This is a genomic window from Pseudomonas sp. D(2018) (assembly GCF_005502555.1).
In the GTDB taxonomy this organism is placed as follows: domain Bacteria; phylum Pseudomonadota; class Gammaproteobacteria; order Pseudomonadales; family Pseudomonadaceae; genus Metapseudomonas; species Metapseudomonas resinovorans.
On record NZ_SCOK01000081.1, the window covers coordinates 1 to 16917 of the forward strand.

12 protein-coding genes and 2 pseudogenes are annotated in these 16917 nt (G+C 64.8%); 12 read left to right on the top strand and 2 right to left on the bottom strand.

Going from position 1 to position 16917, the window contains the following annotated elements:
• Positions 1-971 precede the first annotated feature (971 nt).
• From paaA to FFS60_RS27235, 12 genes and pseudogenes are all read left to right on the top strand, one after another.
• Complete coding sequence (gene paaA, locus FFS60_RS27185) at positions 972-1964, top strand: 1,2-phenylacetyl-CoA epoxidase subunit PaaA (protein ID WP_028627345.1); 993 nt, start codon at positions 972-974, stop codon at positions 1962-1964.
• A 27-nt stretch (positions 1965-1991) separates the two neighbouring features.
• Entirely contained in the window at positions 1992-2273 is a 282-nt protein-coding gene (gene paaB, locus FFS60_RS27190) for a 1,2-phenylacetyl-CoA epoxidase subunit PaaB (RefSeq protein WP_137823751.1), read from the top strand.
• Between the two features lie 10 nt (positions 2274-2283).
• Positions 2284-3045, top strand: coding sequence for a 1,2-phenylacetyl-CoA epoxidase subunit PaaC (paaC, locus tag FFS60_RS27195; RefSeq protein ID WP_137823752.1), 762 nt, complete (start codon positions 2284-2286; stop codon positions 3043-3045).
• A complete protein-coding gene (gene paaD / locus FFS60_RS27200; RefSeq protein ID WP_137823753.1) occupies positions 3032-3565 on the top strand; it encodes a 1,2-phenylacetyl-CoA epoxidase subunit PaaD in 534 nt (177 codons plus the stop codon). Before paaC ends, paaD begins: the two co-directional genes overlap by 14 nt.
• 26 nt (positions 3566-3591) lie before the next feature.
• Positions 3592-4668, top strand: coding sequence for a 1,2-phenylacetyl-CoA epoxidase subunit PaaE (gene paaE / locus FFS60_RS27205; RefSeq protein ID WP_028627342.1), 1077 nt, complete (start codon positions 3592-3594; stop codon positions 4666-4668).
• A 191-nt stretch (positions 4669-4859) separates the two neighbouring features.
• The gene (locus FFS60_RS27210) at positions 4860-5168 is read left to right on the top strand and encodes a DUF485 domain-containing protein (RefSeq protein WP_028627341.1); all 309 of its coding nucleotides are present in this window, start codon (positions 4860-4862) and stop codon (positions 5166-5168) included.
• On the top strand, positions 5165-6811 hold the full coding sequence (locus FFS60_RS27215; RefSeq protein WP_137823754.1) for a cation acetate symporter: 1647 nt from the start codon (positions 5165-5167) through the stop codon (positions 6809-6811). The genes FFS60_RS27210 and FFS60_RS27215 overlap by 4 nt, the downstream gene beginning before the upstream one ends.
• Before the next feature lie 40 nt (positions 6812-6851).
• Positions 6852-8903 carry a phenylacetic acid degradation bifunctional protein PaaZ gene (paaZ, locus tag FFS60_RS27220; RefSeq protein WP_137823755.1) on the top strand — a complete coding sequence of 684 codons (2052 nt, stop codon included), beginning with the start codon at positions 6852-6854 and terminating at the stop codon, positions 8901-8903.
• A 468-nt stretch (positions 8904-9371) separates the two neighbouring features.
• On the top strand, positions 9372-10697 hold the full coding sequence (locus tag FFS60_RS27225) for a hypothetical protein (protein WP_137823756.1): 1326 nt from the start codon (positions 9372-9374) through the stop codon (positions 10695-10697).
• Positions 10698-11038: 341 nt separating this feature from the next.
• Positions 11039-12031: pseudogene (locus tag FFS60_RS29535) on the top strand (HAMP domain-containing protein); the annotation flags it as partial.
• Positions 12032-12364: 333 nt separating this feature from the next.
• Positions 12365-12889: pseudogene (locus FFS60_RS29540) on the top strand (methyl-accepting chemotaxis protein); the annotation flags it as partial.
• A gap of 181 nt (positions 12890-13070) precedes the next feature.
• Positions 13071-14300 (top strand): DUF3422 domain-containing protein, encoded by a 1230-nt coding sequence (locus FFS60_RS27235; protein WP_028627336.1) that lies wholly within the window; start codon positions 13071-13073, stop codon positions 14298-14300.
• Between the two features lie 468 nt (positions 14301-14768).
• Here FFS60_RS27235 and FFS60_RS27240 read toward each other — a convergent pair whose 3' ends face one another.
• Positions 14769-15479, bottom strand: a complete 711-nt coding sequence (locus tag FFS60_RS27240; protein WP_137823758.1) for a lipoate--protein ligase family protein — start codon at positions 15477-15479, stop codon at positions 14769-14771.
• Between the two features lie 105 nt (positions 15480-15584).
• Positions 15585-16334, bottom strand: coding sequence for a class I SAM-dependent methyltransferase (locus FFS60_RS27245; RefSeq protein WP_137823759.1), 750 nt, complete (start codon positions 16332-16334; stop codon positions 15585-15587).
• Between the last annotated feature and the right edge of the window lie 583 nt (positions 16335-16917).

The following is a 16917-nucleotide window of genomic DNA, read 5'->3' on the forward strand; positions in this document are numbered from 1 at the left end:
GTTTCGCCTTCCCAGGCGAGTCCCTTTCTCAAACGCCAGAAAGGAACCAAAGGGCTTGCCCCTGCATCCGGCCCCGGCTTCGCCGGGGTTCCCTCGCTCCATCGTTGCTCCGGGGGCACGGCGCGAGGGGCCATCCATGGCCCCACACGCCTCTCGCGGCATCCATGCCGCTCGCCCCCCCTACACAACGATTCTGCTCGGCCTCCTGAAGGGGCGCAGTCGCTGCCCCACCTCGTCTGCCCGATATCAGGCCCGTGTGGGCTTCAGAATGGTTCGTGCCTCTCCGGCGCGAGTCACCCCTCTCCCTCTGGGAGAGGGGCCGGGGCGGGCCGCGTTCGGATGAGGGCTGCGTCAGGCTGGCCAGAAAGCCTGGAATGCCTGCGCTAGAGCGCTTAAATCAACTTTGCAACAGCTAACGCAGACATAGCCAATGAATTGGCCCCTACAAGGAACAATCCGATTCCGGGAACGAACCCTGTGGGGGCGATTCCGGGCACAAACCCTGTAGGGGCGATTTCAATCGCCAAGCGGACCCAAGGTTCGCCCCCGACAAAACGCTGCAGCAAGCAGCGCGCCCCGCCACCCCGGAAGCTCGAAATCCAGCCGTAGTTCGATGAGCAACCCGACACAATGTAATCACACAGCGATGCATAACATAGTTTTCTGTATCAGATAACCCGATACGTCCCCAACCGCCTTCTGCCAAAGCAGATTCAGGTGCAAGAGTCAGCCGCACCGCGTCTACCACAGTCATTCCCCAGCCTTCCCTACCCAGTCCAGACCAGATCTGCTTCCACCCGGAAGCCGTGCGGCCTGACGCCTTATTCCTGCCCCTCGTTGCCGCTTCCCCCGCAAGCGATACAAAAATCATATTCGATACACGTTTTAGTGTTTGATATTTGATTTCGTATCATTTAAAAATAGCGCCATGGCCAAGCCACCCCACGAACCCTGCATGGCTGGAGAACGGCATGTACGCACAATTGGTTGAGACCGGCGTGAAGCGCATCAAGGCGCTGGAGGAGATGTCCCCCGAGGAACGCGCCTTCCAGGAAAAGATCGACGCGGAAATCAAGATCGAGGCGAAGAACTGGATGCCGGATGCTTACCGGCAGACCTTGATCCGCCAGATTTCCCAGCACGCCCACTCCGAGATCGTCGGCATGCTGCCGGAGGGCAACTGGGTGACCCGTGCACCGACCCTGAAGCGCAAGCTGCAGCTGATGGCCAAGATCCAGGACGAAGCGGGTCACGGCCTCTACCTCTACAGCGCCATGGAAACCCTGGGCGCTGACCGTGACGCAGAGATCGCCAAGCTGCACTCGGGCCGCGCCAAGTACTCGAGCATCTTCAACTACCCGACCCTGAGCTGGGCCGACATGGGCGCCGTAGGCTGGCTGGTGGATGGCGCGGCCATCGTCAACCAGGTGGTGCTGCAGCGCACCTCTTATGGCCCGTACTCCCGCGCCATGATCCGCATCTGCAAGGAAGAGTCCTTCCACCAGCGCCAGGGCTACGAAATCCTCCTGCACATGATGCGTCACGGCACCCAGGCCCAGAAGGACATGGTCCAGGACGCCATCAACCGCCTCTGGTGGCCGTCGCTGATGATGTTCGGCCCGAGCGACGCCGACTCCCCCAACAGCGCCCAGTCCATGGCCTGGAAGATCAAGCGCCAGAGCAACGACGAACTGCGCCAGCGCTTCATCGACCAGACCGTGCCGCAGCTGGAGCTACTCGGCTGCACCGCCCCGGACCCGCACCTGAAGTGGAACGAGGAACGCGGCCACTACGATTTCGGCGAAATCCAGTGGGAAGAGTTCTACGAAGTGCTCAAGGGCAACGGCCCGTGCAACGTCGAGCGCGTCGCCACCCGCCGCAAAGCCATCGAAGACGGCGCCTGGGTCCGCGAAGCCGCGGTAGCCCACGCCCGAAAACAACAACGCAAAGCGAACGTCGCTTGACCTGCCCCTGAGCTGGAGATTCCTGCCATGTCTGAATGGACCCTTTTTGAAGTCTTCGTGCGCAGCAAGCACGGCCTGAACCACAAACACGTCGGCAGCGTGCATGCCGCCGACGCGCGCATGGCCATCGAGAACGCCCGCGAGCTGTACACCCGCCGCAACGAAGGTGTGAGCCTCTGGGTGGTGCCGTCCGCGCTGATCACCGCTTCCTCGCCGGACGAGAAAGAGCCGCTGTTCGACCCGTCCCAGGACAAGGTCTATCGCCACGCCAGCTTTTACGAGCTGCCGTCTGAAGTCGGCCACATGTGAGGCCGCTGCCATGACTCAACGCGAAGACCTCATCCAATACCTGCTGCGCCTCGGCGACAGCGCCCTGATCCAGGGCCAGCGCCTGTGCGAATGGTGCGGCCATGCCCCAGCGCTGGAAGAAGAACTGGCACTGATGAACGTCGGCCTCGACCTGGTGGGCCAGGCCCGCAACTGGCTGGACTACGCCGCCGAGCTGATTGCCGACGGCCGTGACGCCGACCACCTGGCCTTCCGCCGTGACGAGCGCGCCTACCGCAACCTGCTGCTGGTGGAGCAACCCAACGGCGACTACGCCGTGACCATTACCAAGCAGTTCTTCTACGACGCCTGGCACTTCCAGGTGCTGCACGGCCTGAGCCAGTCCAGCGACGAGCGCATTGCCGGCATCGCCGCCAAGGCCCTGAAGGAAGTCACCTACCACCTGCGCCGCTCCAGCGAATGGGTCGAGCGCCTGGGCGACGGCACTGAGGAAAGCCACCGACGCATGCTGGCGGCCATTCGCGATGTATGGCGCTTCACCGTCGAACTGGTGAATGGCGATGAGGTTGAGCAGCGCCTGTTCGAGGCCGTCATTGCGCCGAACCCGGCAGAGATCGCTGCCGCCTGGAAATCCAAGGTCGCCGACATTTTCGCCAGCGCCACCCTGCCGATGCCGGAGCCGGCCAGCTACTTCTACCTGTCCGGCAAGCGCGGCCTGCATACCGAGCACCTCGGCCTGCTGCTGGCCGAAATGCAGTTTCTCCAGCGGGCCCACCCCGATGCGTCCTGGTGAGCTGATCGCCAGCGACCGTGGCGCCCGGGCTGGCGCGCCAGATGATCTGGCGCGCGCCTGGTCGGTACTGGGCGAGGTGATGGACCCGGAAGTGCCGGTGGTCAGCGTGGTCGACCTCGGCATCGTCCGTGGCCTCGACTGGCATGACGGCCACTTGCATGTGGTCGTCACCCCGACCTACTCGGGCTGCCCGGCCACCGAGGTGATCGAGCACGACATCGAGCAGGCCCTGGAAGGCGCCGGCTTCGCCGCGCCGAAGCTGGAGCGCCGCCTGAACCCGGCCTGGACCACTGACTGGATCAGCCTTGAGGGCCGCGAGCGCCTGCGCGCCTACGGTATCGCCCCGCCGGCGGGCAGCACCAGCAAGCGCAGCCTGCTGGGCGAATCCCCGGAAGTGTGCTGCCCGCAATGCGGCAGCGCCCATACAGAACTGCTCAGCCAGTTTGGCTCCACTGCGTGCAAAGCGTTGTACCGCTGCCGCGACTGCCTAGAGCCGTTCGACTATTTCAAGTGCATCTGAGTGGCTTGCCACCGGAGACGACCAAGATGAGCAAGTTCCACAGCCTGACAATCAAAGAAGTACGTCCGGAAACCCGCGACGCGGTGTCCATCGCCTTCGACATTCCCGAAGGCCTGGCCGAAACCTTCCACTTCACCCAGGGCCAGCATCTGGTAATGCGCACCCAGATGGATGGCGAGGAAGTACGCCGCTCCTACTCCATCTGCACCGGCGTCAACGACGGCGAGCTGCGGGTGGCGATCAAGCGCGTGGCAGGCGGCCGTTTCTCCGCCTTTGCCAACGACAGCCTGAAAGCCGGCCATAGCCTGGACGTGATGCCGCCGTCCGGCCACTTCTTCGTGGAACTGGACGCCGCGCGCCACGGCAACTACCTGGCGGTGGCGGCCGGCAGTGGCATCACGCCGATCCTGTCGATCATCAAGACCACCCTGGAAAGCGAGCCCCACAGCCGCTTCACCCTGCTCTACGGCAATCGCTCCAGTGCCTCGGCGCTGTTCCGCGAGCAACTGGAAGACCTGAAGAACCGCTATCTGCAGCGCCTCAACCTGATCTTCGTGTTCAGCCGCGAGCAGCAGGACGTGGACCTCTACAACGGCCGGATCGACGCCGACAAATGCGGCCAGCTGTTCTCCCGCTGGATCGACGTCAAGGCCCTGGACGCCGCCTTCATCTGCGGCCCGCAGGCGATGACCGAGACCGTGCGCGACCAGCTCAAGGCCAACGGTATGTCCACCGAACGCATCCACTTCGAGCTGTTCGCCGCCGCCGGCAGCAGCGCCAAGCGTGAAGCCCGCGAAGCCGCCCGCAGTGTGGACAGTGCCGTGAGCCAGGTCACCGTGATCAGCGATGGCCGCGAACTGACCTTCGAGCTGCCGCGCAACAGCGCCAGCGTGCTCGACGCCGGTAACGCCCAGGGTCTGGAACTGCCCTACTCCTGCAAGGCCGGTGTGTGCTCCACCTGCAAGTGCAAGGTGATCGAGGGCGAGGTGGAGATGGACAGCAACTTCGCCCTGGAGGACTACGAAGTGGCCGCCGGCTACGTGCTGTCGTGCCAGACCTTCCCGCTCAGCGAGAAGGTAGTCCTGGACTTCGACCAGCTCTGACGATGCGTAGGTGAAACGTTGTTTGGTGGGCTGAAGCCCACCCTACAGCCAACCGTGCCAAATCGTAGGGTGGGCTTCAGCCCACCGAAAAAGACAAAAAAGCAGCACCCGCAGTACCCCGTTCGACACAAGCGGCCTTGCCGTCGGCCGTTGAACGGGCGCCTCGACAAACACAAAAAGAGAGAGCAGCCATGACCCCGCACGACCTCGATCGCATCCGGCAGCATCCGGATTTCATCCAGCTGGTCCGTCGCAAGCAGCGCCTGACCTGGTCCCTGACCGCCGCCATGCTGGCCATCTACTACGGCTTCGTGCTGCTGGTGGCCTTCGCCCCTGGCGTACTCGGCCAATCGCTCAATGGTGGTGTCACCAGCGTGGGCATGCTGGTCGGCGTGGTCATCATCCTGCTTTCCTTTGCGCTGACCGGCATCTACGTCAAGCGCACCAACAGCCAGCTCGATCCGTTGAACGACAAGCTCAAGCAGGAGTGCAGCCAATGAAAGCCCTCGCCTCCCTGCTGCTTACCGCTGGCCTGCTGGTCACGGAAAGCGCCTTCGCCGCCGATGCAGCCGCGCGTCCGCTGAACTGGAACGCCATCTACATGTTCCTGGCGTTCGTGCTCTTCACCCTCGGCATCACCCGCTGGGCCGCCCTGCGCACCCGTTCGACCGCCGACTTCTATACCGCAGGCGGCGGTCTCACCGGCTTCCAGAACGGCCTGGCGATTGCCGGCGACATGATCAGCGCAGCGTCCTTCCTCGGCATCTCCGCGATGATGTTCATGAACGGCTACGACGGCCTGCTCTACGCCCTGGGCGTGCTCGCCGGCTGGCCGATCATCCTGTTCCTGATCGCCGAACGCCTGCGCAACCTCGGCAAGTACACCTTCGCCGACGTAGTGTCCTATCGCCTGGAGCAGACCCCGATTCGCATCACCGCCGCCTTCGGCACCCTGACCGTGGCGCTGATGTACCTGGTGGCGCAGATGGTCGGCGCCGGCAAGCTGATCGAACTGCTGTTCGGCCTCTCCTACACCCAGGCCGTGATGCTGGTGGGCGTGCTGATGGTCTGCTACGTGACCTTCGGCGGCATGCTGGCCACCACCTGGGTGCAGATCATCAAGGCCGTGCTGCTGCTTTCGGGCACCAGCTTCATGGCGTTCATGGTGCTCAAGCACTTCGGTTTCAGCGTGGAGTCCATGTTCGCCGCCGCCACCTCGGTACACGCCAAGGGCACCGCCATCATGGCGCCGGGCGGGTTGCTGTCGAACCCCATCGACGCGATTTCCCTGGGGCTGGGCATGATGTTCGGCACCGCCGGCTTGCCGCACATCCTGATGCGCTTCTTCACCGTCAGCGATGCCAAGGAAGCCCGCAAGTCGGTCTTCTACGCCACCGGCTTCATCGGCTACTTCTACCTGCTGCTGATCGTGGTCGGCTTCGGCTCCATCGTGATGGTCGGCACCAACCCGGAATTCCGCGACGCGGCCGGCGCCATCATCGGCGGCGGCAACATGGTCGCGGTGCACCTGTCCCACGCGGTGGGCGGCAGCCTGTTCCTCGGCTTCATCTCCGCCGTGGCCTTCGCCACCATCCTGGCGGTGGTCGCTGGCCTGGCACTGTCCGGCGCCTCGGCCGTCTCTCACGACCTGTATGCCTGTGTGATCCGCAAGGGCCGCGCCAGCGAGCGCGAGGAAATGCGCGTGTCGCGCATCGCCACCCTCTGCATCGGCGCGCTGGCGGTAATCCTCGGCCTGTTGTTCGAGTCGCAGAACATTGCCTTCCTTTCCGGCCTGGTGCTGGCCATCGCCGCATCGGTCAACTTCCCGGTGCTGTTCCTCTCCATGTTCTGGAAGGGCCTGACCACCCGTGGCGCCGTGGCCGGCAGCGTGATGGGCCTGCTGTCCGCCATCGTCCTGCTGGTGTTGAGCCCGGCCGTCTGGGTCAACGTGCTGCATCACGACACGGCGCTGTTCCCGTACTCCAACCCGGCGCTGTTCTCCATGGGCATGGCCTTCTTCAGTGCCTGGCTGCTCTCGGTGACCGATGCCTCCGAGCGTGCCAGGGAAGAACGTGGCCGCTACCTGGCGCAGTTCATCCGTTCCATGACCGGAATCGGCGCAGCCGGCGCCGCGCGCCATTGAGCGCGCCCCTTTCACCTACTTACTCCGCAGAGAACATCCGATGACCCAAGCCACTACCCTGCAAAGCTTCATCGCCGGCCGCTGGATCGGCCAGCAAGGCGCTCAGGCACTGCGCAGTGCCATCGACGGCGGCACTATCGCCCGCGCCCACGAGGAAGCCCTGGACTTCTCCGAAGCCATCGAGCACGGCCGCAAACGCGGCATCGCCAGCCTCATGGCCCTGGACTTCCAGCAGCGTGCGGCGCGCCTCAAGGCCCTGGCGCTTTACCTCAACGAGCGCAAGGAACAGCTCTACGCGCTGTCCCGCCACAGCGGCGCCACCCGTGCCGACAGCTGGATCGACATCGAGGGCGGCACCAGCACCCTGTTCAGCTACGCCGGCGTCGGCGCCCGCGAGCTGCCATCGGGCAACATCGTTCATGAAGGCCCGGCCATGCCGCTGGGCAAGCAGGGCACCTTTGTTGGCACCCACATCCTGGTGCCGCGCGGCGGCCTGGCCGTGCACATCAACGCGTTCAACTTCCCGATCTGGGGGATGCTGGAGAAGTTCGCCCCGAGCTTCCTCGCCGGTATGCCGTGCATCGTCAAACCCGCCACCGCGACCAGCTACCTGACCGAAGCCGCCGTGCGCCTGATGCATGAATCCGGCCTGCTGCCGGAAGGCAGCCTGCAGCTGATCATCGGCAGCACCGGCGACCTGCTGGACCGCCTGCAGGGCCAGGACGTGGTGACCTTCACCGGTTCGGCCGACACCGCCGCCAAGCTGCGCGTGAACGCCAACCTGATTCGCAACTCCATCCCCTTCAACGCCGAAGCGGACTCGCTGAACTGCGCCATCCTCGCCCCGGAAATCACCCCGGACGATCCGGAGTTCGACCTCTTCGTCAAGGAAGTGGCCCGCGAGATGACCGTGAAGGCTGGCCAGAAGTGCACCGCCATCCGCCGTGCCATCGTCCCGGCAAAGCACATCGACGCCGTGGCCGAGCGCCTGCGCGAGCGTCTGTCCAAAATCGTGATCGGCGACCCCGCCGTGGAAGGCGTGAAGATGGGCGCGCTGGCGTCCCATGCCCAGCAGGCCGACGTGGCCGAGCGCCTGGACGCCCTGCTGGCCAGCAGCGACCTGCTGTTCGGCGCCCGTGACGGCTTCGCCCCGCGCGGTGAGGGCGTGAGCGAAGGCGCCTTCTTCGCCCCCACCCTGCTGCGCGCCCGTGATCCGCACGCCGAAGGCGGTGCCCACGACATCGAGGCCTTCGGCCCGGTGAGCACCCTGATGGCCTACGACGACATCGACGAAGCCATCGCCCTGGCCGCCCGTGGCAAGGGCAGCCTGGTGGCCAGCCTGGTCACCAAGGACCCGACCGTCGCTGCCCACGTGGTACCGCAAGCCGCCGCCCTGCACGGTCGCCTGCACATCCTCGACCGCGAAGCCGCCGCCGAATCCACTGGCCACGGCTCACCGCTGCCGGTGCTCAAGCACGGCGGTCCTGGCCGCGCCGGTGGTGGCGAGGAACTGGGCGGCCTGCGCGCGGTGAAGCACTACCTGCAACGCGCCGCCGTCCAGGGTTCGCCCACCATGCTGGCCGCCGTCACCGGCGAATACGTGCGTGGCGCCAAGGTGGTCGAGACCGAAGTACACCCGTTCCGCCGCTACTTCGACGAGCTGCAGATCGGCGAATCCCTGCTGACCCACCGCCGTACCGTCACCGAGGCCGACATCGTCAACTTCGGCTGCCTGTCGGGCGACCACTTCTACATGCACTTCGACGAACTGGCCGCCAAGGAATCCCAGTTCGGCAAGCGCATCGCCCACGGCTACTTCGTGCTCTCCGCCGCCGCCGGCCTGTTCGTCTCCCCGGCCCCCGGCCCGGTGCTGGCCAACTACGGTTTGGACAGCCTGCGCTTCATCACCCCAGTGGGCATCGGCGACACCATCCAGGCGCGCCTGACCTGCAAGCGCAAGATCGACCAGGGCAAGAAGAGCCCCAAGGGCGAGCCGCAAGGTGTCGTGGCCTGGGACGTGGAGGTCACCAACCAGAACGGCGAGCTGGTGGCCAGCTACGACATCCTCACCCTGGTGCTGAAACGCCCTTGAGCCATGTGAACCGAGTCGCTGCGTGAGATTACGACCGGCCTTAGGGCCGGTTTTTTTTGCCTGCTCGGACGATTCGCGTTCTGTAGGGGCGATTTCAATCGCCAAGCGGACCGCAGGTCCGCCAGTGCAAGACAGCGGGGCAGCTGCGCCGCCCTTGGCGAATGAATTGGTTCTGTCTGCATAACATGTTGCAAGCAGCTGCTTTGCCCGTAGGAGCTGGCTTGCCAGCGAATGGCTCCGTTTCGCTGGCAAGCCAGCTCCTACAAGGCTCTTGGCCCGATGGTGAATCTCTCGCAACTGCTAACGCAGACATAGCGAATGAATTCACCCCTACAACGCACAGCCCCCGAATCTGGCACGCAGCATCAAGCCCTTGGCAAGCAGGCACAAGGCCAGTGCACGGCAACTCCTTAGTATCCGGTCGCAGAAACGCTCCGCTGCCAATACCAAGAAGAAGGAAGCCTTGCCATGTCCCGGTCGAACCTGTTCCGACTTTCCACCCTGGCGCTGCTGGTGGGTGCCGCTACCCACGCGGGTGCCTATGAGCTCTACGCCGACGACGACACCCACCTGAACGCCACCCTGGAGGCCGTGTACGGCTTCTTCCACAGCCAGGAAAACTACGCCACCGCTGGCTCGAAGAGCGAAGGGTCGTCGTCCTGGCGCGAGGGCTATGCCAAGTACGGCATCAGCTTCGACCAGGGGCTGGCGGGGGCCGGCACCGGCTATGGCGCCTTCAACCTGCTCAGCTCCGGCACCTGGGGTGACGGCGACGCGGCTGGCTTCACTGATGGCTCCGAGCGCACCACCAAGATCGAAGACGCCTACCTCGGCTGGCGCTCCGGCCAGTTGTTCGAGGCCCTGGGCGAAGACGGTGTGGACTTCTCCTTCGGCCGCCAGAACGTCATGGTCGGCGACGGCTTCCTCATCAATGGCGATGCCCTCAACCTCGGCAAAGGTCTTGCCGATGGCGAGTTCAACCGTGGCGGTGCCTACTGGCTGGCGGCACGCAAGGCGTTCGACCAGACCGCCATCCTGCGCCTCGGCGGCAAGGACGGCCTGCGCGGCGACCTGATGTGGCTGAAATCCGACAACCGCGCCCAAGCCAAGCCCGAGCTGCTGGTGGGCACCCTGGAGCACGTATCCGAGGCCGGCACCCTGGGCCTGACATTCATCGATATCCGCGATATCGATGAAGAGTTCGCCTCGCCCTTCCAGGCCGAACGCGACGGCATGAAGACCTACAGCCTGCGCGGCCAGGGCAATGCCGGGGTGGAGAACCTGTTCCTCTCCGGCGAGTACGCCTGGCAGGACAAGAAAAACGTCGACGACGAGAACGCCTGGTACCTGGAAGCCGGCTGGACCTTCTCCGACGTGGCCTGGAGCCCGAGCGTGAACTACCGCTACAGCCGCTTCTCGGAAGGTTACGACCCGCTGTTCACCGGCTTCAGCCGTGGCTACGGCACCTGGTTCCAGGGCGAGGTGGCGGGCAACTACGCCGGCCCGTTCAACTCCAACACCCAGGTCCACCACGTTGCCTTCAAGGTGACGCCGCTGGAGAACCTGAGCCTTGGCGCGCTGTGGTTCGACTTCAACACCCTGGACCGCGACCTGGGCAACTTCGATGGCAGCGAGGTGGACCTCTACGCCGAATGGGCAGTGAGTGAAAACCTGATCGTCATGCCCGTGGTCGGCCTCTACAAGCCCGACCGCAGTGCGGACGAAGGCGGCACCCAGCTCGGCGGCGACGACAGCAACCTCTACAGCCAACTGGTGTTCGTCACCGTCTTCTGAATCCATCCGGGGCGGCAACGCCCCGGCTTCTCCAAGCGACCGCGTCCATGTCCAGCCCTAGCCTCAGCATCCAAAGCAAGATCACCCTGCTGGCGAGCCTCTGCCTGATCCTGGTGGTGGGCCTGCTGGTCGGCCTGTCGCTCTACCAGACCCGCACCAGCACCGAGCGGGTCAAGGACTCCAGCGGGCGCATGCTGGCCGAAGCCGCGCGCCTCAACCTGCAAGCGCAGGGCAAGGTGCAGGCGCTGCAGATCCAGCGCAGCTTCACCCGCACCCACGAATACGGGCTGGGCCTGGCGCGGCACCTGCTCTACCTGCGCGAGCAAGCAGCCCGAGGCGAAATGAGCGCCGAAGCCCTGCGGGCCGAACTGGCCGGTGAACTGCGCAAGGCCGTGGAGCAGCGCGCTGATCTGCTCGGCCTGTTCCTGATCTTCCAGCCTGATGCCCTCGATGGGCGCGATAGCGACTTCCGTGGTCGCGGCGACCTCGGCAGCAACGATGCCGGACGCTTCGCCCTCTATTGGCTGCAGGCGAAACCCGGTGAATTGCAGGCGGTGCCGGGCGACGAAAAACTGCTGTCGGACACCTCCCCCGGCCCCAGCGGCGCCCCCTTCAACGCGTTCTTCACCTGCCCGCGCGACAGCGGGCAGCTGTGCTTGCTGGAACCCTACTTCGACGAGTCTTCGGGCAGCCGCAAGCTGGTCACCAGCGTCGCCTTCCCGCTGTTGGAGAACGGCAAGGTAGTGGCCGTGATCGGCCTGGACATCAGCCTCGACAGCCTGCAACAGGACGCCCTGGCCGGCAGCCGCGAACTCTATGAGGGAAACGGCCGCGTCAGCATCGTCAGCCCATCCGGCGTGGTCGCCGGCCATAGCCAGGATGCCGGCCAGCTCGGCAAGCGCCTGCAGGTGGTGCTGCCAGACCAGGCCGCCGAAGTCCTCGACTTTCTCGGCCGCAGCGAGCCCCACGCCTTTATCGACCAGGGGCAGATCAGCGTGCTGGAACCCCTCGCCCCCATTGCCGGCGCCAAGCCCTGGGGCGTGTTGCTGGGCGTGCCGCAATCGGTGCTGCTGGCCCCTGCCGAAGCCCTGAAAGTGCAAATGGATGACGAGCGCCTGCAAAGCTCAGCACTGGAGTTCGCCCTGGGTTCGGTCGCCGCTCTGCTCGGTGTCGCGCTGATCTGGCTGGCCGCCCGTGGCGTAACCCGCCCCTTGCTGCGCCTGGCCGCCATGCTGGACGGCATCGCCGACGGCGAAGGCGACCTCACCCGTCGTCTGACCTACTCCCGAAACGACGAGCTGGGCCGCCTGGCGCTGGCCTTCAATCGCTTCCTCGACAAGCTGCAGCCGGTGATCGCCAAGGTGCAGGGTTCGGTGCGCAATGCCCGTGACACGGCCGACCAGTCGGCCCTGATCGCCCGCCAGACCAGTGAAGGCATGCAGCAGCAGTTTCGCGAGATCGATCAGGTGGCCACCGCGCTGCACGAAATGTCCGCCACCGCCAACGCCTCGGCCCAGAGCGCTGCCCAGGCCGCCGATGCCGCGCGTAACGCTGACCAGGCCAGCCGCGAAGGCTTGCAGGTGATCAGCCTCACCACCCGCGCCATCCATGCCCAGGCGCGGGACATGAGCGAGGCCATGGCTCAACTGCAGACGCTGGCGCAGAGCAGCGAGCAGATCGGTTCGGTGCTGGAGGTCATTCTCTCCATCGCCGGACAGACCAACCTGCTCGCCCTCAATGCCGCCATCGAGGCCGCCCGGGCGGGCGATGCCGGGCGCGGCTTCGCCGTGGTTGCCGATGAGGTGCGCAGCCTGGCGCGGCGCACCCAGGACTCCGTGGAAGAGATTCGCCAGGTGATCGACAACCTGCAGAACGGCACCCGCGATGTGACCCAGGCCATGCAGGGCAGCCATGGCCTGGCGCAGGAGAACGTCAGCCAGGTGCAGCAAGCTGTAGCCGCCCTGGAGCGCATCAGCGACGCCGTAAACCTGATCACCGAAATGAATTTGCAGATCGCCAGTGCCGCCGAGGAGCAAAGCAGCGTCGCAGATGAAATCAATCGCAACGTCGAGGCCATCCGCGACGTGACCGAGTCGCTGTCCGGCCAGGCCGAGCAGTCGGCCCAGGTCAGTCGCCAACTCAATGAACTGGCCAACCATCAGCAAGGGCTGATGCAGCAGTTTCGTGCCTGAGGTCCACAAGACCCCGGCGCGTCGTCAGGCAGCCCGGCTGCCACTCCCCGTCGCCACCGGCCTGAAGGGCTACCCGCCCTGACGGGTCGGTGGCACTCCCGTCACAACTTCTTCTCGGGTGTGACCGCCCCACAGGTGGGCCGCGTCATCGAAGAAAACCTCCCTGCCCGCAGAAGTCTCCATGCATCCACTACGCAAAGCCCTGCACAACGAGCTGCACTCGCGTCCGTCGATCTACTTCCGTGATCCGGCCCACGTCTATCACTTCGCCTTCGCCGATGCCGAGGACGTCTGCGACGCCCTGGTAGAGAGGCTCAACCAGGTCACTGACGCACCGCTGGCGAGCAACGGCTCCCAGGGTCTGCTGCGGATGGGCGAGAACACCCTGAAATGGGAACGCCACACTGAGTTCTTCACCCTGACGCTGGTAGTACCGCGCACACCGGGCGACGCCTTCTGGCCACCGCTACCTGCCGAACTGGAAAGCCTGGTGGCCGACTACCGTCACCTGCTGATCAACGCCGACCAGGTGCTGGTGGAGTCCGAGACGAACTGGGCCGGCGAGACGTCAGCCTATGGTTTCAAGGACCCTTCAGGCTCCACCCTGGGCGGTGGCGATGCGATCGCCTGGTCCGACTTTCGCCTGACTGAAGACGGGGTGAACCGCATCCTGCTGGTCAACCGCCGGCTCAATGCGTATCGCCTCGGCCGGATGATCCGCCGCCTGCTGGAGATCGAGACCTACCGCATGATGGCCTCCCTCACCCTGCCGGTAGCCCAGGCGGTGAGCCTGCAGCTGAAGGAATACGACAAGGAGCTGACCAGCCTTTCCGACCGCAACGCCGAGGGAAAGAGCAGCGCCAAGGTGCTGTCGGCCGATATCGCCGCCCTCTCCGCACGCATCGTGCGCAGCACCGCACGCACCCGGCAGCGCTTCAGCGCCACCGAAGCCTACGCGCAGATCGTCTTCGAGCGGATCAACGAGTTGCGCGAATCCCACATCGGCGATTGTCAGCGTCTGGGCGTGTTCATCGAGCGCCGCTTCCGCCCCACCGTGCGTTACTGCGTCGCCACTGACCAGCGTCTGGTACGCCTGGGACAAAGCGTCGCCAACCTGGGCGACCTGCTGCAGGCGCGGGTGCAGGTTGAAGTGGAAGAGCAGAACTCGGAAATCCTGCGCAGCCTGAACGCCCGCGCCGATACGCAGATCAAGATCCAGAGGGCGGTGGAAGGCCTGTCCATCATCGCCATCAGCTACTACCTGCTGAGCCTGTTCAAGCTGTTCTACGGCGGCCTGCACACCCTCGGGCTGGATATCTCGGCGAAGACCGCAATCCTGGTGACGACGCCGGTGGTGGTGCTGATCCTGGGCGGGATATTCCTGCGGATCAGGAAGGCCAAGGGGCATTGATCCCAATACCGGAAGTCGCCGGGAGCTGTAGGGGCGATTTCAATCGCCAAGGCCGGCGAAGCTGCCCCCCTGCAAGTCCGATGGGCAGACCTGCGGCCTGCATGGCGAATGAATTCGCCCCTTCAAATGAGTGCCAATGCCTCGGGATTGCACAGCACAGTAGCCTGGATGAAATCCAGGAAATGCCCCCGGATTGCATCCAGGCCACGAGCGCCACCCGTTCTGCAAATGGCGCCAGCAAGAAATCGCACCCAAAAAAAGACCCGGCAATTTGCCGGGTCAATAACCGTGATTAGCCTGATGAGGAGATAATCTGATGAGTCCGAAATCTGGGCTTGTCAGCTTATCCAGCTGGCCGCGAGGCCAGTGATTGGAATAATAATGATTCCCATTCTTCAGTCAAGTGATTTTTACCGCCAAATGTGAATCAATGCTATTCACTGACCAGCGGCCCTTCTCCCCTCCCACTCATTCCAGCGCCAGCCCGGCCTCGGCCAGTGTCCGGCGGTAGCCCTCGCGCAAGGGCTCAAGCCGGCTCCAGACCTGCCCTATGCATTCTTCGAGGGCGATGTGGCTGCTGGCGCGAACGCGGTCTTCCAGATTGCAGCCACGATAGAAAGCGTTCACCACCTCGACCATGGGCTCACGCTGGTTCTCCATCAGCACTGCAGCGTGGGCCAGGACCACATGGCGCCCGTCGTCGCGGCGACGGCGCCAGCGCTGGGCGGTGCCCACCAGCTTGCGTGCCGAGACGGTGACGTTGTAACGACCGTCGCAGAAAGCGCCGTCCACCTCGCCCAGCCCACTTTCCAGACCCATGCCGGACAACCAGTCGAGCATGGGCTGGCACAGGCGCACGTAGGCGTTCTCGATGCGGGTCAGCTCGCTCTCACGCGGTGGCAAGGCATAGGCCAGCGCCACATTGAGTACCGCCGACGATTGCGGCACGGGTTCGCCGCCGCTGTCGCGCAGGGCGACGGGCCAGCCGAGCGCCATGCAATCGGCCTCGGCAGCCGCGAACCCGGCCAGCCGGCTCATCCGCTGCGGCATCACCAGTGCTGCTGCATTCGGCCGCCAGAGCAGCAGCCCGCATTGCTGCTCGCCTTGCTGGATGCGCTCCAGCAGTTGGCGTTCGGCGTCCAGTCCTGCGGTTACCGCGAATCGTGAAACCTGGTGCATGAGTGCTCCTGCTCAAACGGCTTGCCACCGCCGACGTCTTGCAGCGCCAAACCGATATTCCGTTCTTGGGTTGCTACCGTTGATGAACTCACCTCAACGATCTCTTCAGCTCACCCGTCCCAGATTCACCACCAACGGCCAGCTCACCCGGCGGGTGCTGGCCGGGTCGCCCCAGGCCTGCTGGAAGCGTTCCCGCAATGGGTCGAGGGGGTTGCTGCCGTGGGTGGCCTGGTAGGTCGCCAGGGCCGACCAGCTTTCCAGGTAGCCCAGCAGACGCGTCAGGTCCCACTCGGCATCCAGGGTAAACGGCGGGACTTCGATGCGTTCGAAGGGGAATGGCAGGGTGCGGTAGCCCTGCTCCACGTGCTTGCGCTCCTCGGCCCAGTAGCTGCCGAGAATATCGTGGTAGAGGTGGCTGACCAGCGCATCCACCTCGGGGGTGATCTGCGTGAGGTTGTAGGAGATCACCGCCAGCAGCCCACCCGGTTTGCTGACGCGTCGTACTTCCGCATAGAAGCGCTCCAGGTCGAACCAGTGCAGCGCCTGGGCCACCAGGGTCAGCGACACACTGGCGTCGGCCAGCGACGTCTGCTCGGCCGGCTCGCAGCGGTAGTCGATATTGGCTGCCGGCTCGGCCCTGGCCAGTTGCGATGCGCTGATATCGGTTCCCACCACACGCTGGAAGTGCTGGGCAAGGTCTTGCGTGGCCTGGCCGGTGCCGCAACCGCAGTCCCAGGCCAGCGACAGGTCGGGGGCCTGTTGGCTGAGCCAGGCAATCAGGGTGGGATCGTAGGTGGGACGATTGGCGCGATAGGCGTCGGAATTGCGGGTGAAGAGCGCGCTGGTTTCGGACATGGCAGAAGATCCGGTTCGGGTCGCTGGGGGCTGCCAGCATAGCGCGGGTGAAGCCGTAGGGCTGGCCTTGTAGGGGCGATTCCAATGGCTATGTCTGCGGTAGCTGTTGCAACGATGAAGGAAGCGCTCTAGTGCAGACCTTCGAGGCTTCCGTGCCAGCCTGACACAACCCTCACCCCCGCCCCTCTCCCAGAGGGCGAGGGGTGACTCGCGCCGGCGAGGCACGAACCATCCTGAAGCCCACACGGGCCTGACACCGGGCAGACAAGGTGGGGCAGCGACTGCGCCCCTTCAGGCGGCCGAGTGGAATCGTTGTGTAGGGGGACGAGCGGCATGGATGCCGCGAGAGGCGTGTGGGGCCATGGATGGCCCCTCGCGCCGTGCCCCCGGACGCTGCTTGCAGCGAACGCACTTCAGTGCGGCCCGAAGGGCGAGCGAAGCGAGTAACAACGATGGAGGGAGGGTAGTTTGGCGGAGCCAAACCCGGATGCAGGGGCAAGCCCTTTGGTTCCTTTCGGCGCTTGAGAAAGGGACTCGTCCGGGGGGACGAAACCAGAAACATCCGCAGAACTCGGCAAGCAGC